Source organism: Gilliamella sp. ESL0250 (genome assembly GCF_013345045.1).
Taxonomy (GTDB): domain Bacteria; phylum Pseudomonadota; class Gammaproteobacteria; order Enterobacterales; family Orbaceae; genus Gilliamella; species Gilliamella apicola_H.
The window spans coordinates 226,657-248,404 of sequence record NZ_JAAEDV010000001.1; the positions used below are offsets into that span (position 1 = coordinate 226,657).

Consider the following 21,748-nt stretch of genomic DNA (forward strand, 5'->3'; position numbering starts at 1 on the left):
TATAAACTGAATAAGTTACATGACACATAAATAAATTAGGAGTGACCATGAACAGATCAGATTTAGTAGAACGAATTGTTAACTGGCGCACACATCTCCCTGTGCAATTAGTTGATGATTCTGTCAGAGATATTATTGAGCAGATCGCTTTAGCCATGGAAAGTAACGATCGTGTAGAAATCCGAGGCTTTGGTAGTTTTAGTTTAAACTATCGTGCTCCACGTAAAGCAAGAAACCCAAGAACGGGCGGAAGTGTTGAAGTGAAACATAAATATATCCCTCACTTTAAACCAGGTAAAGAGTTGCGAGAAAGAGTAAATAAAGCTGCAAACGCATAATCTTTAAATTCTATGTTTAATTAAAAGCCTTTGAGTCGAATCATTGGCTTTTTTATTTTGAGCAAGCTAATTCATTGAGCAATGTCCTCTCATTTATTCAATCCAATCCGCCCATGAAAAATCCATCAACTCAATAACTATGTTGTATTTTTTAATTAGGAACATGACAAACAAATTTTAATTAATCTTATCTAAATTAATGATCAAATTGGAAGACTGATCGAAAAAATCAAACTCATTTATCTTGTTAGGCATATTAAGTGATAGGCTGGCTATTGATTGAAAATAAATATGGCGGGCACTAATGCGACAATTTTATTCTCTTGATTTATTGGCTATCATGTTTTCGCTAGGCTGCTTGCCATTATTGTTTTTGCCATATTTATTGTCTGATTGGCAGTGGTATGGTATTGCCGTGATCTTGATAATTTTGGTGCTGGTTGTTCCAGTTAAATTACACTCTATTTTGTCTATTTTTATTGTATTTGGTTTAGGCTTTTTATGGTCTACGGCATATTCTAAACAATATTTAACGAGTATTTCGCCTTATATTGATAAATCCCTTGTTGTTAAAGCCAAAATAGTAAATATAAATACACGACAAACAGCAACAGCGGTTGATCCTTATTATTTGTCATTTTCTGTTTTTTCCATTTCAGATGTTATGCTATCTAATAATATTCCGATTTCGGTTTATTGGGATAAGCCAGACATTCCCAAATCGGGACAAATTTGGCAATTAACACTAAAAATCAAAGTTGTACATAGCTATTTAAATGAAGGAGGATTTGATAGCCAGCGCTTTTCAATAGCAAACCGAAGTTTACTATCAGCTAAATTAGTTGATGCCAAACTATTAGATAGTAAATCTGATCTAAGACAATTTATTACTGATTCAGCACTACCTTACATTGATTTGTTTCGTTATCGAGGCATCTTGTATGCCCTTGCTTTTGGTGATAGAACTCAATTAGATGACTCACATCGTATGGTGATGAAGCAAACAGGTGTCGCCCATTTAATGGCTATATCGGGTATGCATATTTTAGTGGTTTTCGGCCTGAGCTGTTTTATGGTTAAAGTGTTACTATTTTTTATTCCAAAGCGCTTTATCTATTTTTTTGTGCCGATTGTTATAGGGTGGTTATGCGCTCTCTTTTACGCATGGTTAACGGGTTTCAATCCTCCTACATTGCGCGCTATACTGGCTTTATCAATTTGGATTTATTTACGTTATACAAAACATCATATAAGTCCATGGCAAAAAGTTAATCGAATTATTGCGTTATTATTACTGTTTGATCCGTTGATGATTTTATCTGAAAGTTTTTGGTTATCTTGCTATGCGGTAATTAGCTTAATTTTTTTGTTTGATTGGTTGCCGCTCCCTAAAGCAGTAAAGAACAAAAAGCGCTGGTATGTACTTAGGTTATTGCATTTACAGTTTGGGTTAACCTTGTTGTTGCTTCCCATTCAATTTTTAGTCTTTCAAGGTGTTAGTTCGGTTTCAATTTTAACTAATTTGATTGCGATTCCTGTTATTTCGTTATTTACATTTCCTTCTGTTTTACTAGCGTTAATATTTAGTGTTATTAACTGTTTTTCCATCGCATTGTGGTTTTGGGTGATTGCTGATAAATCTTTGCAATGGTTATTTTTTAGTTTAAATCGGCTTAATTGGTTGTGGCTTAACATTCCTTCAGACTTTTATTGGTTAAGTCTTTTAGGCTGGTTAGGTGTAGTTATAATGCGCACTGGGCTTTGGCAACACTTTAGTATTACTTTGTTAGTTATTTTAGCGATATTAGTCACACCATTTTTTAAACAGCAACACTATCGTTGGCGGTTAGATATGTTAGATGTTGGCCATGGCTTGGCAATTGTTATTCATGATGGCAAGTCAGCTATTTTGTATGATACGGGAGCCAACTGGGAAAAAAGTTCAGCTATGGAAAGGGTCATTATTCCTTTTTTGCAATGGCATAATTTGAATGTACAAGGCATTATTATTAGTCATCAACATAATGATCATGTTGGAGGTTTAAAATTGCTTCAACAAGTTTACCCTAAGGCATGGTTAATGAGTTCTTCTTCTAATTTAAATAATAACTATCCCTGTTTAGCCGATAATCGTATTAATTGGAACGGGCTGACATTTAATATATTGTGGCCTAATAAATTGGTTGAATATGCCCAAAATGAGGATTCTTGTGTAATACAAGTAACTAATGGGCACTTTTCTGCATTATTAACTGGAGATTTAGAGCGTAATCAGGAATATCAATTAATTACAAAATATCGAGATCAGTTAGCATCCACCATCTTGCAAATTCCGCATCATGGTAGTAGTACTTCATCAAGTTATGCATTTTTAAACCATGTTAAACCAGTAAAATCATTGGCGTCAACATCTCGTTATAACCCTTGGAAACTGCCTTCCAATAAGGTAATAACGCGGTATCAAAATTTACACTTAGATTATTATGTTACTGCTAGAACTGGTCAAATAAGTCTATTTTTTAATAAACACACTTGGAAGTTAAAAACCATGCGAGGCGAAATTAAACCTAGATGGTATCATGATTGGTTTGGTAGTTTACCAATTTATGAGTAAAATAGGCTATCGTTTGCTATAGGCAACCATTTTAATAATTGTTATGTCGACATTAAAAGATAAAACAATTTTACTGAATGTAATTAAGTGATGTTAAAGTTATGATTGAAAAACTGTGGTATGGTAAAAATCGATTATTTTGGTTGTTCATACCATTTTCTTTATTATATGGTTTGATTGCTTTTATTCGTCGCTCTTTGTATCGATTAGGTATTTTCAAATCTTGGCGCTCTCCTGTACCTATTATCGTTATTGGCAACTTATCCGTTGGTGGTAATGGCAAAACCCCCCTGGTTGTTGGTTTAATTGAATCATTAAAACAAAAAGGATTAAAAGTTGGCGTTGTTTCGCGGGGGTACGGTGGCAAGGCTGACAGCTATCCGCTTATTTTAGATAATACAACCACAACCGAACAAGCCGGTGACGAGCCGGTACTTATTTTTCAACGTACTAATGTACCTGTTGCTGTATCGCCTCATCGCCCTGAAGCTGTTCAAGCATTATTAAAGCAGTATGAGTTAGATGTTATTTTGACCGATGATGGTTTGCAACATTATGCATTAGCGCGTGACATTGAGGTCGTAGTGGTTGATGGAAAGCGCTTATTTGGTAATGGATGGTGGATGCCTGCAGGGCCAATGAGAGAACGAGAAAGTCGATTAAAATCAGTTGATTTGATTATCATAAATGGTGATAGTGTAAATCATTTAACCCAGCAGTACTCAGAAAAAACTTTCACAATGCAATTAGCACCACGATATGCAGTAAATTTGCTTACTAAAGAACAAAAAGTATTATCTTCGCTGCAAAATATTTGTGCTATTGCGGGTATTAGTCACCCGCAACGTTTTTTTGATATGTTGATTAAAATGCAAGTGGATGTGGTTAAAACTGCTTCTTTTGCCGATCACCAAAAATTTACTTTATCGTTGTTAAACAATGTCGCAAGTAGTGAACAAACACTTTTAATGACTGAAAAAGACGCCGTTAAATGTAGGCAATTTGCCCAGAAAAATTGGTGGTATCTACCCATTGATGCGGTAATACCCGTAGAGGCGGTTGATCAGATCTGTTTGTTATTAGCCAAGACAAAATCTCAAAGAGAATAAAACATGAAAGAAATCTTATTAAGTGCACTTGCTTGTCCTAAATGCCATGGGCAACTACAATATGATGCCAACAATCAGCAGTTAATTTGCCAAGCAGATAATCTAGTTTATGCAATCAAAGATAACATTCCTGTATTGCTAGAAAGTGAAGCAAAGCCACTTAATCAATCACAGCCTGTTCAAGAATAAGAGTTAAGGTATTAATTATGAATTTTTCAGTTATTATTCCTGCTAGGTATGCTTCAAGTCGTTTGCCAGCTAAACCGCTAGCGGATATTCATGGTAAACCTATGATTGTTCGAGTGATGGAGCAAGCAAAAAAATCGTCAGCCACTCGAGTGATTATTGCAACAGATCATCAACAAGTTTTTGACGTAGTCAAGGAGTATGGCGGTGAAGTCATTCTTACTAGTGACAAGCATAATTCGGGTACTGAAAGGTTAGCAGAGGTCATTAATGCTTATCAGTTTGCTAATGATGAAATCATTGTCAATGTACAGGGGGATGAACCTTTAATTCCACCTGTTATTATTGATCAAGTGGCTGAAAACTTAGTGCAATATAAAACCGGAATGGCAACATTAGCGGTGCCTATTGCTTCTGTTGAAGAAGCATTTAATACCGGTGCAGTTAAAGTTGTGACCGACAAAGATGGATATGCGCTTTATTTTTCTCGTGCTACGATTCCTTGGGAACGAGATCGTTTTGCTAAATCGGTTGATCTATTAAAACAATCCAGTATTGGTGACTTTTATCTTCGTCATATTGGTATTTATGCTTATCGTGCTGGCTTTATTCGTCAGTATATCAACTGGGTGCCATCTTCACTTGAGCAAATTGAGATGCTAGAACAACTTAGGGTACTTTGGTACGGTGAAAAAATTCATGTTGCAGTGGCAAAACAGCCTCCTGCAATAGGGGTTGATACGCTAGAAGATTTAGAAAAAGTAAGAGCATTATTTAAGAGGTAAGCAATGGCAAACTTCACTGGTTTTACACAAGCAGGGCTTAATTTTTTGCAAGATGCTTGGATAAATAACAGCAAACCTTGGTTTGAACAACATCGCGCTATTTATGATAACGATTTAGTTAAACCCTTTAGGCTTTTGGTTGAGCAACTAGCACCAGAGATGCTTAAAATTGATAAATGGTTTGAAACTCGCCCTGCAATTGGTAAAACGATTTCACGTATTCATCGTGATACTCGTTTTTCAAATGATAAATCACTTTATCGTAGTCGCTTATGGTTGACCTTTAAACGACCTAATCGAGATTGGAAAGAAGCACCCGCTTACTTTTTTGAAATTAGCCCAAGTAGTTATCAATATGGACTTGGTTATTATTGTTCATCAAAACAAACGATGGATATTTTTCGAGAAGAAATTCGTAATGATACTAAGAAGTTTTTAGCGATGACGCATTGCGTTAAAAAACCATTTGAGCTTGTTGGTGAAAGTTATAAACGACCGTTAATCAAAGAGCAAGATGCAAAAATAGCAACATGGTATAACCGCAAAAATCTTGCTGTTATGGTAACAAGTGAGCATATTGAAGATGTGTTAAGTAGCGATTTGCCCAACAAATTAATGAAAGGATTTAAACAATTAGTCCCGCTTTATGATTATTTAATGCGAGTGGAAATGATCAAAAATATACCAAAACTGTAATTTACTTTGAGTAGCAGTAATGTTTAATTTATCACTATTGCGTTTTAGAATTATATTTTTACATATTTAAATGATGTTTTGATATTAACTATTTGGAAAATTTAATATTAATTCTTTTACACCATTTATAATAAATTATGTTTCAACACAAACTAGCAAAAAACATGATTTTATAGGTGGCTTCAATCCCCTCCTTTACTATAAAACGCATTATGTTTCCTATACTGGCATATAAAACCAAAAAAGAATACATAGTGGTAAAGGTATTAATATTGAAATGGATGTAAACAATTTAACAAAATTCACGAAACCAGCGAGTCCAAAAACGGATGGTAAAACAAAAAGCGTGATATGTACCTTAATTGTGATATGGCATAATCAGCAAATATTTGAAGATTCAAAAAATAGAAAAAATATTAACTTCTACAATGTAGTTAAACTGTATAAAGCGATTTCAGCTAAAAAGCCTTATGCATTTTTAGAGGATTAGCTTAATCGTCAAGTGTAAACAGCCCAGCGTTTTCCTACAACATATTTTCGCAAGACGAGTTCTTTCAACAGTTGACTTAAAGTTCTTGCCGAAACGTTATATCTCTAATCACAGAAAATGTGCCCACAAGTTTGATATACCTAAACGTGATTTATGTTATCAATAACCTGTTCTTACTAGGCTATTAGTGATGGGTAATTTAAGTCGTTAGGCTCACTGTTAATAATGCGTAAGCCTTACTGGAAAATTATCCACATTCTCAACTAAGTCTACTATTGAAAATAAACGAGACAAGCATGTAATAGCAAAAACAGGGGTATTTGTTAGGTTATTTATCTTTTTTGACAACGCTAACAAGCTAGCCCCTCTTTAATGCTATTGCGTCGATATTCGCAGTTTGTTACTCAACATATTAAGTAAAGGATTAGTGCTTGTTAAGCACTTCTAAAAAAGGCATGACATTACCGTCTGGCATAAATACTCGATCATTACTTTTTTCTTTCTCAAGAATAGTTTGATCAATATTGTATCCTAATAGAATAGATAAAATATATTTATTCATCAGCCCACTTAAATAACCTGTTGATCCTCGAAACGATTCGATAAATTGGCAGTCATAGTGGTGATTAGTTGATGTAAACATAAATGGAATTAAAAACTGGTCAGGATTGTTTCCTATACCGTGCCCTACATTAACAATCTCACCATGATCCGAGGTATAAATCACAGTATAATTATCACTATATTTATTGATAACATCATACAAGGCCTTAATTGTACGATCGGTATGATGAATAGTCAGATCATATTCTTCGACGTCAGGTAAAGCCTGCTTATCAACTTCATCATAATTTTCATAGGGTTTATGGCTACCACGCAAATGGACAAAAATAAATTTTTTCGGTGAATTATCGTTTTGTAGGGTTGCTTCTAATAGCTGACTCAAACTAATATCATATTTTTTGTCACTAAAGGAGACAACATCACTTTTACGTGCGATAAAACCAAATTTAGTATTAAATGAACCTTGAATTTCCTGCGCAATCGAAGCTAGCCAATAGGTTTTGTAATGATTAAACTTAGCCATTTCAATAATCGATTTATTATTAAATAAATTATCACTACTTTCGGGTACACTGAATGAAAGTGTCATTGGTATAGAATCCCTAGTAAAAGCTGCTGTAGAGTGGCTATTTTGGATAATACATCCTCCATTTTGACTAAAAATATTGGTCATAAAAGGAGTCGTTTGCTTATGATAACCATAGGCGCTATAACGGGTTACTAAAGAAGATTCGCCCATGATAAATACGATCAAGTCTTTATCGGATTTGTTAGGCGGTAAAAGAACAGCTTCATTAAATTTTTCAATTTCATGAATATTTGAATAGATATCTGTTGATGTATAACTAACCAGAAGATAGGATAAATTACCCAATGCAGCGGGATAAAACCTACGAACTATATCTGCACTATTTTTATAATGTCCTAGTTTAATTTCATTTTTTGTGATTGAGGCGGGAGCCATAGTACAAATAATTACTAAGATAAGTAGATAAACTGTTAAGGGGATTAGTGGTCTAAATTTAACAGAAACTACTTTTCTAAAGATAAATAAAATAAGAAAAGTCGCAATAAATGCGGGTCCTGTTATGATTAAAACTTGTTTAGACATTGACAATGCTTCATGAGAATTAGTCTCTACAATAGAGTCAAGCACGCCATCTGATATTATTTGTCCGTAATAGATGGAATAACTTATTTCGGACAAAAATAGAAATAGAAATAGTGTGCTAAGGGCAATAATAAAATAGTGACGGCTACAAAGACCGATATGCACAAGTACAATAAAACATAATGTTGTTGTTAAGATAATATACAGAAACAGTTCCTTAAACACGAACTTTTCATACGCATAACCGGATTTTGTAAAATATACATAAGCTAAAATAGCACTAAGGATGATATAAACCAACAGTAAAATAAGAGAAGACCAATTTTTTTTAGCTCCAAATAATTTCATTATATTACCTTACCTTTATTATATTTTTGACATATTTTCAAATTAGAATAACCAATTGTTTTATTTAAATAGTTATATACTGAATCAGCTTTTATTTCAACTATTAAAGAACTTTATTATAAAACAATATAGCTATAATAAAATAAATATAGTTGGATGATATTTGGCAAACAATAGTTTATGTAAAATACACTATTAGCTTGAATTTTATTCAATTTGTTATTAGAATAAAAAAAGATATTAAAATAAAAAACAATTCATTGATATAACAATTATAAACAATATGGTATGGAGAAAATGTGATGATATCTGCAGTGAATATTCTAGTTGGCTCTTTTCTTGCTAAATTTGTGCAAAATAAGCAAGGTGTATCAGCAATTGAATATGCGATTATATCGGCTGGAATTACAACAATGGTATTAACGATATTTAAAGGACAACAAGGTTTTTTGGTATACGATATGTTTAATAGTGTATTTTCGTCCTTAAAAGATAAATTAGCCGTAATTGCTAGTTGGTAATGACGGCCTTTATTATATAGTTTATTAAACGAAATAGGTAGGAAGTTGCTAATTGTTGTTAGATTAATATTTGTTAAAAAATTAATCTAACACTTTCTTGTTACTGGCAATATATAGATGATTACATCATAATGAAAAATATGGGCTATTGATTTAGCAAAAAGGTTTTGGTCAATAGCTAGACAATTTGTAACAGACTAGAAAAGCCAGATAACGGGAGTTTATTTCATCGAATAGTAAAAATGAACGCTATTAAACAATAAATTATGATCTCAATTTTCCAATTAAATTTGAAAAAACCATAGAAAATAAATGAAGGCGACAAGCTAAACGGCAAACAAGAGTGTATTTATTTTGATAATGAGGTCATATCAAGAAATACGAGAGCATCAAGTTATTAACGCATGTGATTTTTATCGCATAAACCAAATATTCAATAACTCCGTCATTCCTCAAATAAGTGGACAAGCAGAAAGAGTAATTCACTCTTTAAATGGAAATGGAGCATATTCAGCAAATATCTATTGATTCAATAAACCGGAAACACCAAATTAAGTGGTGTTTTGGAAAAACGCCTTATGAGTTTTAGAGGATTATTTTAATTATAAAGTGTAAACAACATCGTGTTTTTCTAAAACATTAAAATGCTATGTATTCTACAGCTAAACCGAAAGCAAACGAATTTTGCCTTTATTTATACTGATATATTCACACAAATTTTTAGTTTAAATATCAATCTGAAATAAAGGTATGTTTAGTAATCATTTTTTTTCACATTATTGATTATAATCAATTTTTAAATGGTGGTTAATTGAAATTTTTTGATGAATAATTAGCTATTTTAAATTTATATATGTATAATGTTTAAGCTTTCGATAAGAAGGTAAATCAATTAAATAAAAAATGTAAGAAATATTTAAGGAGAAAATTATGATGTATTTATCAGCAGTTCATGCTCAAGTAAGAAACGCCTTGGGCAAATTTGTTAAAAGTGAACAAGGTGTAACTGCGATCGAATATGCAATTGTTGCAGCTGGTGTTGCTGCTGTTGTATTAGCTATCTTTAAAGGTGATAGTGGTCCTGTCCATGATATGTTACAAAGTGTATTTAGTTCATTAAAAAATAAATTAACAAGCACAATAGGTGCAGCTATTAGTGGTACACCTGGTACTCCAAGCCCATAAGTAATTATGGCGTTCAAGGGATATTTTACTTTTATAAGGACGGTTATTATCGGTAGATAATTAGAATATAATCGTCGTTTTAATAGTTAAAATCCCTTAGGGATCTATCTTGGTATAGATTATTGTCGTTATTCTTACAAGTAAAAGTTACTAGAACTGTTTATCGGTTTCTAGTAGCTTTTGTTAATTTACGATCAGTTATTAATGAAAAGCACTATGGTTAATGAACGATTTAAGTTTCCTGAAGAATGGAGTAAAGTTCGTGATTTAGTTTTTCAAGTCCTTGATTTGGAACTTATTGAGCAGTTAAAGAATGAACCAACTAAAATTCAACGTGAAGTGCAAAATGTGATTAGGGATATCGCTAATTCAGGTAACGCTTATATTTCAACTGATGAATCCAATGTATTGGCTGGTATGATTTGTGATGAAATCATTGGTTATGGTCCAATTGATTCATTAATGAAAGATGAAACTGTCAGCGATATTTTGGTTAATGGTCCTTATAGTATTTATGTTGAGCGGGGAGGAGTCCTTAGCAAAACGGATAAATTTTTTATTAGCGAACGCCAGCTACTTGATATTGCAAGACGCTTAGTTAACAAAGTAGGCAAAAATATCGATGAGTCGCACCCGTTAGTTGATTCTCGGATGCCGGATGGTAGCCGGCTTAATGTTGTTATTCCACCAATTGCTATTGATGGCACCTCGATGTCAATTCGTAAATTCGGTGCTGGTCGTCGCACATTCCATGATTTAATCAACTATGGTTCTTTAAACGAAGACATGGCTAACTTTTTAGTCATTGCGGCGCGTTGTCGGATGAACATTATTATTTCCGGTGGAACGGGTTCGGGTAAAACCACAATGCTAAATGCATTATCTGGATTTATTGGTGAGCATGAACGTACTGTTACGCTTGAAGATGCTGCCGAATTAAGACTACAACAAGACCATGTGGTTAGAATGGAAACAAAAGTAGGCGGAGAAGATGGTCGCGGAAGAATAACTATGCAAAATCTATTAGTTAACGCACTACGGATGAGGCCAGACCGAATTATTTTAGGGGAGTGTCGTGGTGAAGAGGCATATGAAATGCTTCAAGCCATGAATACTGGACACAATGGCTCAATGTCTACACTACACGCCAACACGGCTAAAGATGCATTATCTCGCCTAGAAAGCATGATTATTATGGCTCAGCCTGAATTGCCGATGGTTGCAATTAGGCACTATATTGCTTCTTCGGTTAATTTTATCATTCAGGTTTCTCGCCTTCCAGATGGGCAACGTAAAGTAATGAGTATTACTGAAATTATGGGTTTAGAGTCTGAAAATATTGTTACTCATGATGTGTTTAAATTTAAAATTCATGATGATAGAAACGAACAAGGTAAGATTCAAGGTGAATTTGTCTGTAATGGGCTGGTTAAACGCTCTGCACTTTATGAAAGCGCTCAATATTATGAAATGTCAGACGTATTAGAAAAGCTAATGTTAAACGCAGTAGGGCTCAAAGTATGATTTTCATCCTTTCAGTTGTACTTATTCTCGTCTCTATTATAAATATGTGGGTATTGCGTCGTCGTAGAATACGATTGCAAATTTTTCATAATGTCGAAGTGAAGAATACATCATTATCTAGTTTGGTTGAAAACCAACTATCCCGACAGAAACAATCTTTTTGGGATAGAATCAGCTTTGATTTTAAAGTAATGATTAGCTCCTATCACAATCTGCTTATAATGGGGCAATCGAAAACTCGGTTGCTTATTTATATTTTAGCAGGTACGGTTGCGGGCATCATATTGAATGAAAAGTACCTCCATTATGATAGCTATATTGTAATTCCAATTAGTGCTGTTGCCACAGTTGTTCTAAATGTTGTTATTAAAAAGCGGAAGTTGAAAAAAGAATTTTACGAAACATTCCCCGAAGCAATAAATGTTATTTCAGGTGTTGTATCATCGGGTGGTGCAATAACAACAAGTTTTAAAACATGTGGAGATTCAATTAGTGGTATTGTAGGTAAAACAATGAGAGAAGTGGATAGCCGAATAGAAATCGGTGATAACATTGAGGGAGTTTTAATAAACTCTTATCAACGACTCCCTTTTCCAGAATATTATTTTTTTATTTTAACGGTAATGGTTAATCTTGATAGTGGGGGAGAATTAAAGGAAGTCTTGAGTCGATTAGCTAAAATGCTAGCCAGCAATCGAATTTTAACTAAAACCAGAGATGGTAAAACAGCGGAATTAAGAATGACGATGACAATATTAGGGTGTATGCCTTTTGCTTTTATCTTTATACTTAAATTAGTTTCACAGGCAAATTATGATTATTTGGTTAATACAACAGTTGGTCACTATATTTTGTATTATGTTGTTGGTAGCGTGGTTATTGGTCTTATCATTATCAAGGGGATGATTAGCAAGATCATTTAAATTATGATTAGTTTACTAAATATAATAATCCCAATTATTTTAATCTATATCGGCAGTAGAGAGTTGATAAACTCCTATTTACTGTATCAAAGAAAGGAAAAACTCAGTTTACTTTTAAATAGCGAGAATAAAGAAAAGAAAATAACTAAAAAACATATTAACCAAAAGAATGTTGCTTTTGAAAAAATTGCGGCAAAAAATAGTGTAAGTTTAAGTTTTTTGCGTCGCTTTCAAGAACAAAATAGTTGGAAGATTTACGCTGTTGTTATTGGATTTTCATTTTTTTATCTTGTAAATCAAATCTTTTCATTGGTTATAATTGATTCAAATATCTTATTGATTGTTTTAGTTTTTATTATTATTGTGGTCATTATTGTGCCCGATAGGCTGTTAAAAATACAAACAGCTAAAAAAATCAGAAGAATTTCACGAGACTTACCACTGATCATTGATATGATGGCAATTATGGTTAAATCAGGCATGACAGTTGAAAATGGTTTTAGGTACTTAAGCACGAGAGTGAAACCAATTAATAGAGACGTGGCAGCTATCTTAGAAAGGGCTTGTTTAATGATGGATGTTAATGGTATCGAACTCTCAATTGATTTGATTCAGCGAGAAGTACCTTGCAAAGAAATCAGAATGTTTTGTGTTACGTTAAAGAGAAGTATTAGTTATGGAAACTCAATTTATGAGGCATTATTAGAATTATCTTCTGAAATTAGAGAGATACAAAAATTAACAATAGAAGAAAAAATTGCTGCTATTGCAGCCAAAATGACATTACCGATGATGGGATTTTTCTTAGCGCCTGTTCTTGTGATTATTACAGGACCTATTGTCATGAATATTATATCAACATTAAGTAATAGATAGGGATGTAGAGATAATGAACTATTTTTCAATATACTGTAAACCAAGAAGGTTAATAAAACCAAAATTTATTGTGGTATGTTCAATGTTGTTTGTTGCTGTTGGATGTCAAAACAGTACCGTCAGATACGATTTGAATGAGCAACAAAAGATTTATATTCATGAAACAACAAAAAATTACGGCGGCTTAATTGAGCTTTATAAACAACGCTTACAACGTTCTGATATCGAGGATACAAGATATAAACTTGCTCAAGTTTATTACCTTTCTAATGATTTTGAAGCAGCAAAAAGAACATTAACCCCTGTTTTAAATAAAAGTAAGAATGATAATCTTTTTGCTTTGTATGCTCATGTTGAATCTAAAATGGGGAATAATGACACAGCATTAGAATATTTAGATAAAGCAATTGCAATCAATCGTAAAAATGGTGAAGCATATAATATAAAAGGTATCGTTTTGCTGAAAAAGAAACAATATGATGCTGCACGTTATTCATTCAGCCTAGCTAGAGAAAACTTTTATGATGAAAACAAAGTCACAAATAACCTAGCAATGCTATCAATTTTGAATAAAGACTATAATGAAGCTTATAAGCACCTAAATATTTTATATACAAAAGGATATCGTGATCAAACTATTCTTCACAACTTGCTTTACACGTTGGTGAAATTAAATAAAATGCAATTAGCTAAAACATTCTGTTTAAGGCATCGATTATCTAATGATCCAGAAATCCTGATTCAAGAATTAAAACAGATAGAACCAGTTGATGCGATTAAATTTAATGAGATTACACCAGCACAAAGTGATAATCAAAAGCGCTATACGACTGAAAAAATAGCCTCACAGCAAGTATCCAAAAAAGATACCGCAGTTAAACCTAAAAAAGAAACTAATTCACAAACTACCGCTAAGTCAGAAATTAGTGCTAAATTATCAAATGTAGCCAAATTAGAAACAGAAACTGATCAGAAAATTGCTCCTCGACAAGCCGCTGTAACTAATTCTGGCACGGATACTAATCCATCTACATCTAAACAAAATAATCAAGTCAATCAGGCGATGGCTTCGTCGACTATTTTAGCTGTTCGATCAGGCGAACACGGTAAATTCAGCAGAATCACTTTCGAAACAGTTAATCAATTAGGCAAAAAGCAATACTTAATTGAAAAAATCTCGCCAACGGAATTTAAATTATCATTTTATGATGTAACGCTTCCTACTGCAGGAATAAATTATATTATTAATCGAATTTCCCGTAGTGATCGAGATTTTGCCAATGTAACCGGAACTTTTACTGCTGAAAAAACATTAATTCTACAAATAAAAACTAAACAGAACTCAATAGTGAAGGATTTTGATGCAGGTCTTAATTCTAACGGTAAAGCCCACTGTTTTGCATTTGATTTTTATTTAGAGAATAAATAAATGCAAAAAAAATAACAATAAATATAAAATCATATGGAGTTTGTATGAAAGAGAAAAAAATAATTGTTCTGTATATATTAATGCTAGTTGTGGGACTGGCATTGTTGTTTACAAAGTCATCACCTACACCTGTTGCTGAGCCACCGGTTCAGCCGCAAGTTGAAGTTAAAGAAGAACCTAAAATAGAAGTACCAAAAAAAGAAATTATAACAGTGGCTGTTGCAAAGAATGATATTAGTAAAAAGACAATCTTGACTAAAGATTATTACTATTTTAAATCAATTGAGGTCGATATTGAGTCTAATGAAAAATCCAAATATGTGACCAATGCGAAAGCAATTGATGCTTATGTTGCTAAAAACAATATTGCAAAAGATACTCTTATAGAAAATAGCTTTGTTGCTTCACCTAATTCAGAAGATTATAGGCTATTGGCGCTAAAAGAAGGGAATTATATGTTTCCATTCAAATTAGCACAGATTGATTCTTATTTGGTGAAAAATCTAAAGAGTGGAGATCTCGTTGATCTTTATATATTTTATAGTGATGATGAATCAACGAAGTTTAATAATAAAGATTATAAAGCGGATAGACTCGTTTCGCCTAGTGATGATTTTGTTAAAAATCGGATAAAACCTATCATTGTAGGTAAAAAAATTCTCTATATTAATGCAGATGATGGAGTTGATTTTAAATTTCAAAAACAAGAAGCAGGTCAAATTCAATTAGAGCTTTCAAATCAAGAAATTAAATTATTAAGAACATTGATGACAAATTCTTCGATTATGATGTATCCGAGTACTTATAAAAGAAATGTTGATGATGGATTACGTTTGTTAAGTGATAAAGAAAAAAGCTGGCCATTAACTGATAAAGCTATTTTTTCAAAGAAAAAACAGATTAATTTGCTAAAAGGTAACTAAGAATGCTAATAAAAGTTAAATCAATTATGAATACAATTAAACAGCTAGTTTGCTTATTATCTATTGGCTTTTCTTCTTTGACTTTTGCTAATATCCATAATTTACAGATTGGGCAAACCAAAACAATTGTTTTGCCTGAAAATGTTGGTACTGTTTTCATTAGTCAAGATAGTGTAGCAAATTATGAAGTTGTTGATGGTAAATCATTAATTATATATGGTAAGTCGAATGGTAGAACTAGCTTGCTGGTTTATGATGATGCAAATAACATTATTATTAATGATACTATTAATGTTGATCCGCTTTTATCTCAAATTACGCATAGATTGGCACAAAATTTTCCAAATAGTAGCGTAACGATAGATCGTTATGATAATGGTGATCCAAGTGGGCGGTTTGTTTATGTACTAAATGGCACTACACCAGATACGACGACAAAAGGTAAAATTATGGCGGTTGTGGGTTCACTTGTTGGGCAAAGTGGAGAACGAATACGCAGTACAGCAACAGGCGAGTCAGGAAATCGGGAACTTACCTTCCAAGACTACTATGTTTATAACAATATTATTGATAATATCAGAGTAATTGAAGAGTATCAGGTCAATGTAAAATTAACTTTTGTTGAGGTCAGCAAAAAATTTACCGATTCATTGGGTATTGAGTGGCAAAGTTTAACCTTGGATAGTATGCTAAATGGTGGATCTGAGATGAACAATATTGGTGAGTTTACCCTATTAGGCCTAAAAAAGGGGTTTAATATTCATAATATCACCACAATGATTCGTGCAATAAAAAATGACCGTTTAGCCAAGATTTTAGCGCAACCTAACCTATCTGTACTGTCTGGTGAAAATGCGTCATTTTTAGTTGGTGGCGAGATTCCCATAGTAACTAAGAATAAAGATGGTGATGCTAATGTTACTTATAAAGAGTATGGTATTAAATTAAATATTAGTACCAAAGTAAATAATGATAAACGGATTAGATTATTTATTAATAATGAAGTGAGTTCAGTTTCAGGAGCGTATGCTTTTAATAACTATAATATTCCCACTTTATCCACTCGAAAAACCAGTTCAACCATAGACCTATCTGATGGAGACAGCTTTGTTATTGCGGGATTAATTAATGAACAAGATTCTGAAACATTATCTCGTATTCCTTTTGTTAGTGAGATTCCAATTTTAGGAGCATTGGCTCGTAGCTCAACGACAGGCCGTGAAAAGACTGAAATGGTCGTATTTGCAACCGTTAATTTGGTTACATCTAATAATAGTTTTGATAGTGTAGAGTTACCAATTTTAGAACGAACTGATGTAATTAATAGTTTCTTTAATATTAAAAATAACATGGATAAACAACGACGCAAAACAGTACCAATATCTAACGAGAGTGAAAAATTTATTAATGACATGGGTTTTATTGAATAAAAGGTTAGTGGGATTCTTATGCAATTATTTGGTAATAAAAAAGATAAAGATATATCAAAAGAACTTTCACAAGAATTTGTGGTTGGGCGTATTTCTGGTTTTCACGTTGCTATTTTAAGCAAAAGAAGTGAATTGATTGAAAATATTCGTTCTATACTTTTTCTCTACAATGTATTAAGTATGGAGATCATCTCGTTAGACTTATCTGAATTAAAAGAGGAGCCACGTTGGAACAAGTACGATGCAATTATTCTAGATATCCAAGATGAAGATGATGCTGAGTTATTATCAGAAAATGTTAATCGTTGTATTCCAATTAAAACATCAACCATACTCGTTGGTAGCCATGATTCAATCCAATTTTCTGAATTATTACTAAGAAAAGGAATACATTTCTTATTAGAAGAAGGTCAATTGGAGAAAATCCCTTCTATTTTACATTCAAAGAGTTTGACACCACAAGGTTCAAGCCAAAGGGTTGGTAGCATTATTACATTTTTAGGTTGTAAAGGCGGAATTGGCACATCATCATTAGCGGTTCATACACTAAAACATATCAGTTTGTTAACTAATTATCCTCTTCTCTATGTTCAAGGTGCAACAACTAGCCCTAATGCTGATTTTTTATTTGAAATGCCTATTCCCCAAGATGGTTCAATAGTTGATGTTGAATTTTCTTTACAAGTAAAAGTTGAATCTAGCGATAAGATTTGGAAATATGATGATTTGAATTCTGGACAATTCAACATTACTGTTATTGATCAAAATATGGGATTATCATCTTCATTTAAGCATTTTGATGAGATGATTACACTTTCAAATATCGTTTTTATCGTAACAAATCGGGATCCTTTCTCTATTAAAGTGGCTAAAAAAATGCTAGATGAAATTTCTCGAGCAACCACACAAAATTCAGATTTATTAAATAAGCGCTTTTTGGTTTGTTTAAATGATAATCTTCCTTATGATAAAAAAAATGCTTTACGAGATAATGATATTGAAGAGTTTTTAGGTCGAAGTATTGATTTTACACGTAAATTTATCCCAAGGATGGATAAATTTAAAAAAGCACATAATAACAGTGAAATCAAAGAAATAGCTTCAGCTATTATTGGTAATAAAAAAATCAAAAAAAGTAAATCAAAAACATCTTTTTCAATATTTAAGAAAAAGAAAGATTAACCCTTTATATAATAATAGAGTAGGGCAAAAATTATGTTGAAATATTGGAAATTGTTGTTTCGTCAAAAGAGAGCAAGTGTTTCAATAGAAGCTGCAATCGTTGTTCCTTATTTGGGTGTTCTGTTTTTGTTTGTACTTGAATTTAGTCGAATTATGGCTATTGGTTCGTCTTTGGATTTAATGGTTACAGAGATAACAAAAAAAACTTCACTTTATGAATACAATGATTATGACGAAGTGGTCAACCATTTCGCTTTACTTGAAGTACCGATGTGGCCCTATTTGACTAATGGAGAAGAATTAGATATAACACTAACTTATTGTGAAACAATAGAAGAAGCAATAGAGAATAAGTGTCAAGACGCTCTCAGCGATAATACTCACATATTAGTATTTGATTTGGAGTATCATTATTACGCCATTTTTTCCGAACTATTTAGTCGTATAATTGACTCTTCTTTGAAAAAGAAAACAATTGTGTACCGTGAGTTTTATCCAATTGAACATAGAGAAACGGATTAAAAAATGAAATTTTCTGGTAATTTTTTGCACAATAAAAACGGCATACTTTCCATAGAGTTTGCAGCGTGTCTCGGTTTGTTTTCGGTTATAGTATTCATTATCTATGATGTATATAGTACCATCATGCTACAAAATAGATTGGAGCGAGCGAATTATGCAGTAGCATCAATTTTTCGCGAAAGATCATCTTTGTTTCCTGCTATAAATGGTTCTGATTTTTCATTATGCGGTAATTCTAACCCCTGCTTTCAATCCTATGAGCTGTTTGATAATACTCAAGCGAAAAAACTCAGTCAAATAGCGAGTTCATTACTAAATGGACGTGATGTTGCTTTAAAAATAGATGGTTTATTTATTTTTCAAGATGTTGCTCACCCTGCGAGCTTGGAAAGGGCTGAGCTTGTCGCGTTAAGCGCTGAATCTTGCCCTTCTGGTAACTGTAATAATGGAATAAGAAACTATTTTACCTCGTTACCCAGCATCAATAATCGTTCAAATTCACTCTATAACTATTCAAAACTTACTCCGTATGTTCCAAGAATTGCCGACCCTACAAGTGGGTTAGCAGGACGTTGGATTCCCTTATATCGCGTTAGTATATGTATTGTTAACGAAGAGAGCCTTTATTTAAAATGGCTCAACTCAAACAGACAATCCACGGATACTTTACCAAATTTATGTAGTAACATTGTAGTGTTGTCTCGCTGTAATGATATTTTGAACGTTGATGAGACTGCTTGCCCAATTTATCATCGCTAATCAACATGCTTTTTAGAGGATTATACATGAGCAATAATAAGTATAACCAAATGAATGATAATAAATCTTTTTTTAAGTGTACTTCAGGAGCTGTTGCTGTAAGCTTTGCGATTATGCTTCCTACTCTATTTATTTGTATGTTAGTTTCAATAAATTATGCCGAAACAATGCGTAATCGTGCTCGGCTCTCTGAAGCAACAAACGAAGCCTCGTTAGCCATTATAGCTTTAGACAATAAAAATGTTGGCAATGAAGCAATTGAACAAAATCGTAAAATGGCATTGAACTATATTAATTATTTTACCGATCAAAAAATTAGTGACAATTTAGCAAAAGAAAGTGGTGCTACTATCAATATAGAATATAGCGAAAGATCAGGAGTATATAGTGTTGTTTATGCACAAAAATCTAATTCCCTAACTAGTAGTGATAAAAATAATAAAAAAGATGATGTGTTAAATCTATCTATACCGATTGAAGGTAATACGGAAAGTTATGGTAATACAAAAAAATTTCAGCGTTTTGATGCATATGATATCGCATTTGTCGCCGATTTTTCAGGTTCAGTAACGTGCAAATATCAATCGGTAGACAACCCAAATTGTAACAGTTACTCCGAAGCTATAGATGCTGGTCAGCAACGTCTCGAATATATGAATAATGCAATAATTGGCATTATTAAGAGGTTTAATGGAGATTCAACTAAGTTTGCATTGGTTCCTTATGACATTGGCGTACCTGTTAAGCAAAATACAGCAAACCCTGCTGATGGAGAGAGCTATGGTTGTTCGGTTATGTACAAAATGAAGCCACCTTATGGCAAAGACAAAATTGATTATAATTTTTGGGCCAATAAAAATATTGCATATGGAAAATGGAGTAGCTTAAAAACAAATGGGGCGATTACTATAGATAAAGATAATGAAGGTAAAGATGATTATTCATCCTATGACTATTTCAATAAATTCAAGAACACCGTTTATTATTATTTAGACTATTTTAATTATCGTTATTATTCACAAATAATTGGACCTGCAAAAGGACTTTATAGTGATGGAGCTTTAGTGAGTGGAGGATTGTGTCGAAGTCGATCTCCTAGTGAACAGATTAATATGGGAAATGCAAAATTTGCTTGTGGTGAAAATAATCCTGATTACCCATTAAGCAGTCGAAATAAAAACATTGTTAAAGAACAATATGGTAAGGTAGTTCAACTGTATAACTATATGTTTTCGGGAAATTTTAATGATGTGCATTATTCATTTGCTAATACTAAAACAGTTGATGTAGACGGTACAATTAATGAATTATTTGAGGGAATGGATGGGAAAACGATAACATTTAATCGACCGATTTCGCCAGCGAGTAGTGATTTTTCACCATTTTTGGGAATGTGCCAATCCCCTTTATATAATAATGGTATTATGAGTGAAAGAGTGATTAATATGAATTCTAATGTCCAAAGGTATCAAGAAGCCTCAAGGCATATCGGGACATTTAAATTATCCCCTTATTTAGTTCCTTTTAGTTCCGATAAAGATCACAATAGAAAATTACTCAGGTATATGGAGCATGGAAATTGGCAACCAGGAGGAGGAACAGATACAATGACTGCACTGTTACGGACTGTTCCCATAATGGCAAGTAGTACCGCTGATAATAAATTGATAATTATTATTACTGATGGCAAAGATGATGCTGGGGCCGATATTCTTAGAGATCAATTTTTGGATAAAGGTATTTGCCAAGCAATAACTAGCGGGTTAACTTCGTCAGACAATAGAGACAAAGGTCTTATTGCGAGGGTGGCTAAAACGGCGGCGATCCACTATATAATGCTCAATCCAGAGGCAAATAATTTGTCAACAGATGCTCAATATGAAGCAATATACGGCAAATGGTTCACTAAGTGTATGAATGGTAATGTACAATATTTACATGAGGCTCAAGATTATCAGACATTACTTGATACAATGACAAAAATTATTCAGACAGAGACGGGAAATTTTGTTATCAAAGATGAGTCTAGGACTTTAGATTAAGGCTATCATTCGTGAATAGCGGTTCTATGCTGTTGTATAACAATAAAATCAGGAATACGGATTATTAAACTTGAGAGGTTTAGGGGGCGCTGTACTATTTACAGTTCTTTGGTGGGAATACTTTTACCGCTTTTTTAGATGCATTAGATTAAGTTTATGGTATGGGAGAAGTAATCATTTAGAGTCGGCGT

General features: G+C 32.9%; 19 protein-coding genes. 18 read left to right on the forward strand and 1 reads right to left on the reverse strand.

What is annotated here, in order from left to right; translation table 11 throughout:
* The first annotated feature begins 47 nt into the window (after positions 1 to 47).
* The 6 genes from ihfB to GYY69_RS01100 all read left to right on the forward strand — a co-directional run bounded on the left by ihfB (position 48) and on the right by GYY69_RS01100 (position 5,728).
* Positions 48 to 338, forward strand: a complete 291-nt coding sequence (gene ihfB, locus GYY69_RS01075) for an integration host factor subunit beta (RefSeq protein ID WP_065638907.1) — start codon at positions 48 to 50, stop codon at positions 336 to 338.
* Positions 339 to 642: 304 nt separating this feature from the next.
* Positions 643 to 2,952, forward strand: coding sequence for a DNA internalization-related competence protein ComEC/Rec2 (locus GYY69_RS01080; protein WP_174796021.1), 2,310 nt, complete (start codon positions 643 to 645; stop codon positions 2,950 to 2,952).
* Positions 2,953 to 3,053: 101 nt separating this feature from the next.
* On the forward strand, positions 3,054 to 4,061 hold the full coding sequence (gene lpxK / locus GYY69_RS01085; RefSeq protein WP_174796022.1) for a tetraacyldisaccharide 4'-kinase: 1,008 nt from the start codon (positions 3,054 to 3,056) through the stop codon (positions 4,059 to 4,061).
* Between the two features lie 3 nt (positions 4,062 to 4,064).
* Entirely contained in the window at positions 4,065 to 4,250 is a 186-nt protein-coding gene (locus GYY69_RS01090) for a Trm112 family protein (protein WP_174796023.1), read from the forward strand.
* Between the two features lie 17 nt (positions 4,251 to 4,267).
* Positions 4,268 to 5,032, forward strand: a complete 765-nt coding sequence (kdsB, locus tag GYY69_RS01095; RefSeq protein WP_174796024.1) for a 3-deoxy-manno-octulosonate cytidylyltransferase — start codon at positions 4,268 to 4,270, stop codon at positions 5,030 to 5,032.
* 3 nt (positions 5,033 to 5,035) lie between these two features.
* The gene (locus tag GYY69_RS01100; RefSeq protein WP_174796025.1) at positions 5,036 to 5,728 is read left to right on the forward strand and encodes a DUF2461 domain-containing protein; all 693 of its coding nucleotides are present in this window, start codon (positions 5,036 to 5,038) and stop codon (positions 5,726 to 5,728) included.
* 914 nt (positions 5,729 to 6,642) lie between these two features.
* Here the strand turns inward: GYY69_RS01100 and GYY69_RS01105 are convergent.
* Positions 6,643 to 8,241, reverse strand: coding sequence for a phosphoethanolamine transferase (locus GYY69_RS01105; protein ID WP_174796026.1), 1,599 nt, complete (start codon positions 8,239 to 8,241; stop codon positions 6,643 to 6,645).
* 302 nt (positions 8,242 to 8,543) lie between these two features.
* On the opposite strand from GYY69_RS01105, the gene GYY69_RS01110 reads away from it, so the two are divergent.
* From GYY69_RS01110 to GYY69_RS01165, 12 genes are all read left to right on the forward strand, one after another.
* On the forward strand, positions 8,544 to 8,762 hold the full coding sequence (locus GYY69_RS01110; protein ID WP_238786499.1) for a Flp family type IVb pilin: 219 nt from the start codon (positions 8,544 to 8,546) through the stop codon (positions 8,760 to 8,762).
* 930 nt (positions 8,763 to 9,692) lie between these two features.
* Positions 9,693 to 9,947: a Flp family type IVb pilin gene (locus tag GYY69_RS01115; RefSeq protein WP_202984914.1), complete on the forward strand. Its 255-nt coding sequence runs from the start codon at positions 9,693 to 9,695 to the stop codon at positions 9,945 to 9,947.
* Between the two features lie 204 nt (positions 9,948 to 10,151).
* Positions 10,152 to 11,471 carry a CpaF family protein gene (locus GYY69_RS01120; RefSeq protein WP_202984915.1) on the forward strand — a complete coding sequence of 440 codons (1,320 nt, stop codon included), beginning with the start codon at positions 10,152 to 10,154 and terminating at the stop codon, positions 11,469 to 11,471.
* Positions 11,472 to 11,692: 221 nt separating this feature from the next.
* Positions 11,693 to 12,394, forward strand: a complete 702-nt coding sequence (locus GYY69_RS01125) for a type II secretion system F family protein (protein WP_174796028.1) — start codon at positions 11,693 to 11,695, stop codon at positions 12,392 to 12,394.
* A gap of 3 nt (positions 12,395 to 12,397) precedes the next feature.
* Positions 12,398 to 13,270: a type II secretion system F family protein gene (locus GYY69_RS01130; protein ID WP_174796029.1), complete on the forward strand. Its 873-nt coding sequence runs from the start codon at positions 12,398 to 12,400 to the stop codon at positions 13,268 to 13,270.
* A gap of 82 nt (positions 13,271 to 13,352) precedes the next feature.
* On the forward strand, positions 13,353 to 14,699 hold the full coding sequence (locus GYY69_RS01135; protein ID WP_174796030.1) for a tetratricopeptide repeat protein: 1,347 nt from the start codon (positions 13,353 to 13,355) through the stop codon (positions 14,697 to 14,699).
* Positions 14,700 to 14,743: 44 nt separating this feature from the next.
* Positions 14,744 to 15,622 (forward strand): hypothetical protein, encoded by an 879-nt coding sequence (locus GYY69_RS01140; protein WP_174796031.1) that lies wholly within the window; start codon positions 14,744 to 14,746, stop codon positions 15,620 to 15,622.
* 26 nt (positions 15,623 to 15,648) lie between these two features.
* The gene (locus GYY69_RS01145; protein WP_174796032.1) at positions 15,649 to 17,052 is read left to right on the forward strand and encodes a type II and III secretion system protein family protein; all 1,404 of its coding nucleotides are present in this window, start codon (positions 15,649 to 15,651) and stop codon (positions 17,050 to 17,052) included.
* An 18-nt stretch (positions 17,053 to 17,070) separates the two neighbouring features.
* Positions 17,071 to 18,234, forward strand: coding sequence for a hypothetical protein (locus tag GYY69_RS01150; RefSeq protein WP_174796033.1), 1,164 nt, complete (start codon positions 17,071 to 17,073; stop codon positions 18,232 to 18,234).
* A gap of 33 nt (positions 18,235 to 18,267) precedes the next feature.
* Positions 18,268 to 18,756, forward strand: coding sequence for a TadE/TadG family type IV pilus assembly protein (locus tag GYY69_RS01155; RefSeq protein WP_174796034.1), 489 nt, complete (start codon positions 18,268 to 18,270; stop codon positions 18,754 to 18,756).
* Between the two features lie 3 nt (positions 18,757 to 18,759).
* Entirely contained in the window at positions 18,760 to 19,515 is a 756-nt protein-coding gene (gene tadF, locus GYY69_RS01160; protein ID WP_174796035.1) for a tight adherence pilus pseudopilin TadF, read from the forward strand.
* Positions 19,516 to 19,541: 26 nt separating this feature from the next.
* Complete coding sequence (locus tag GYY69_RS01165) at positions 19,542 to 21,557, forward strand: TadE/TadG family type IV pilus assembly protein (RefSeq protein WP_174796036.1); 2,016 nt, start codon at positions 19,542 to 19,544, stop codon at positions 21,555 to 21,557.
* Positions 21,558 to 21,748 lie beyond the last annotated feature (191 nt).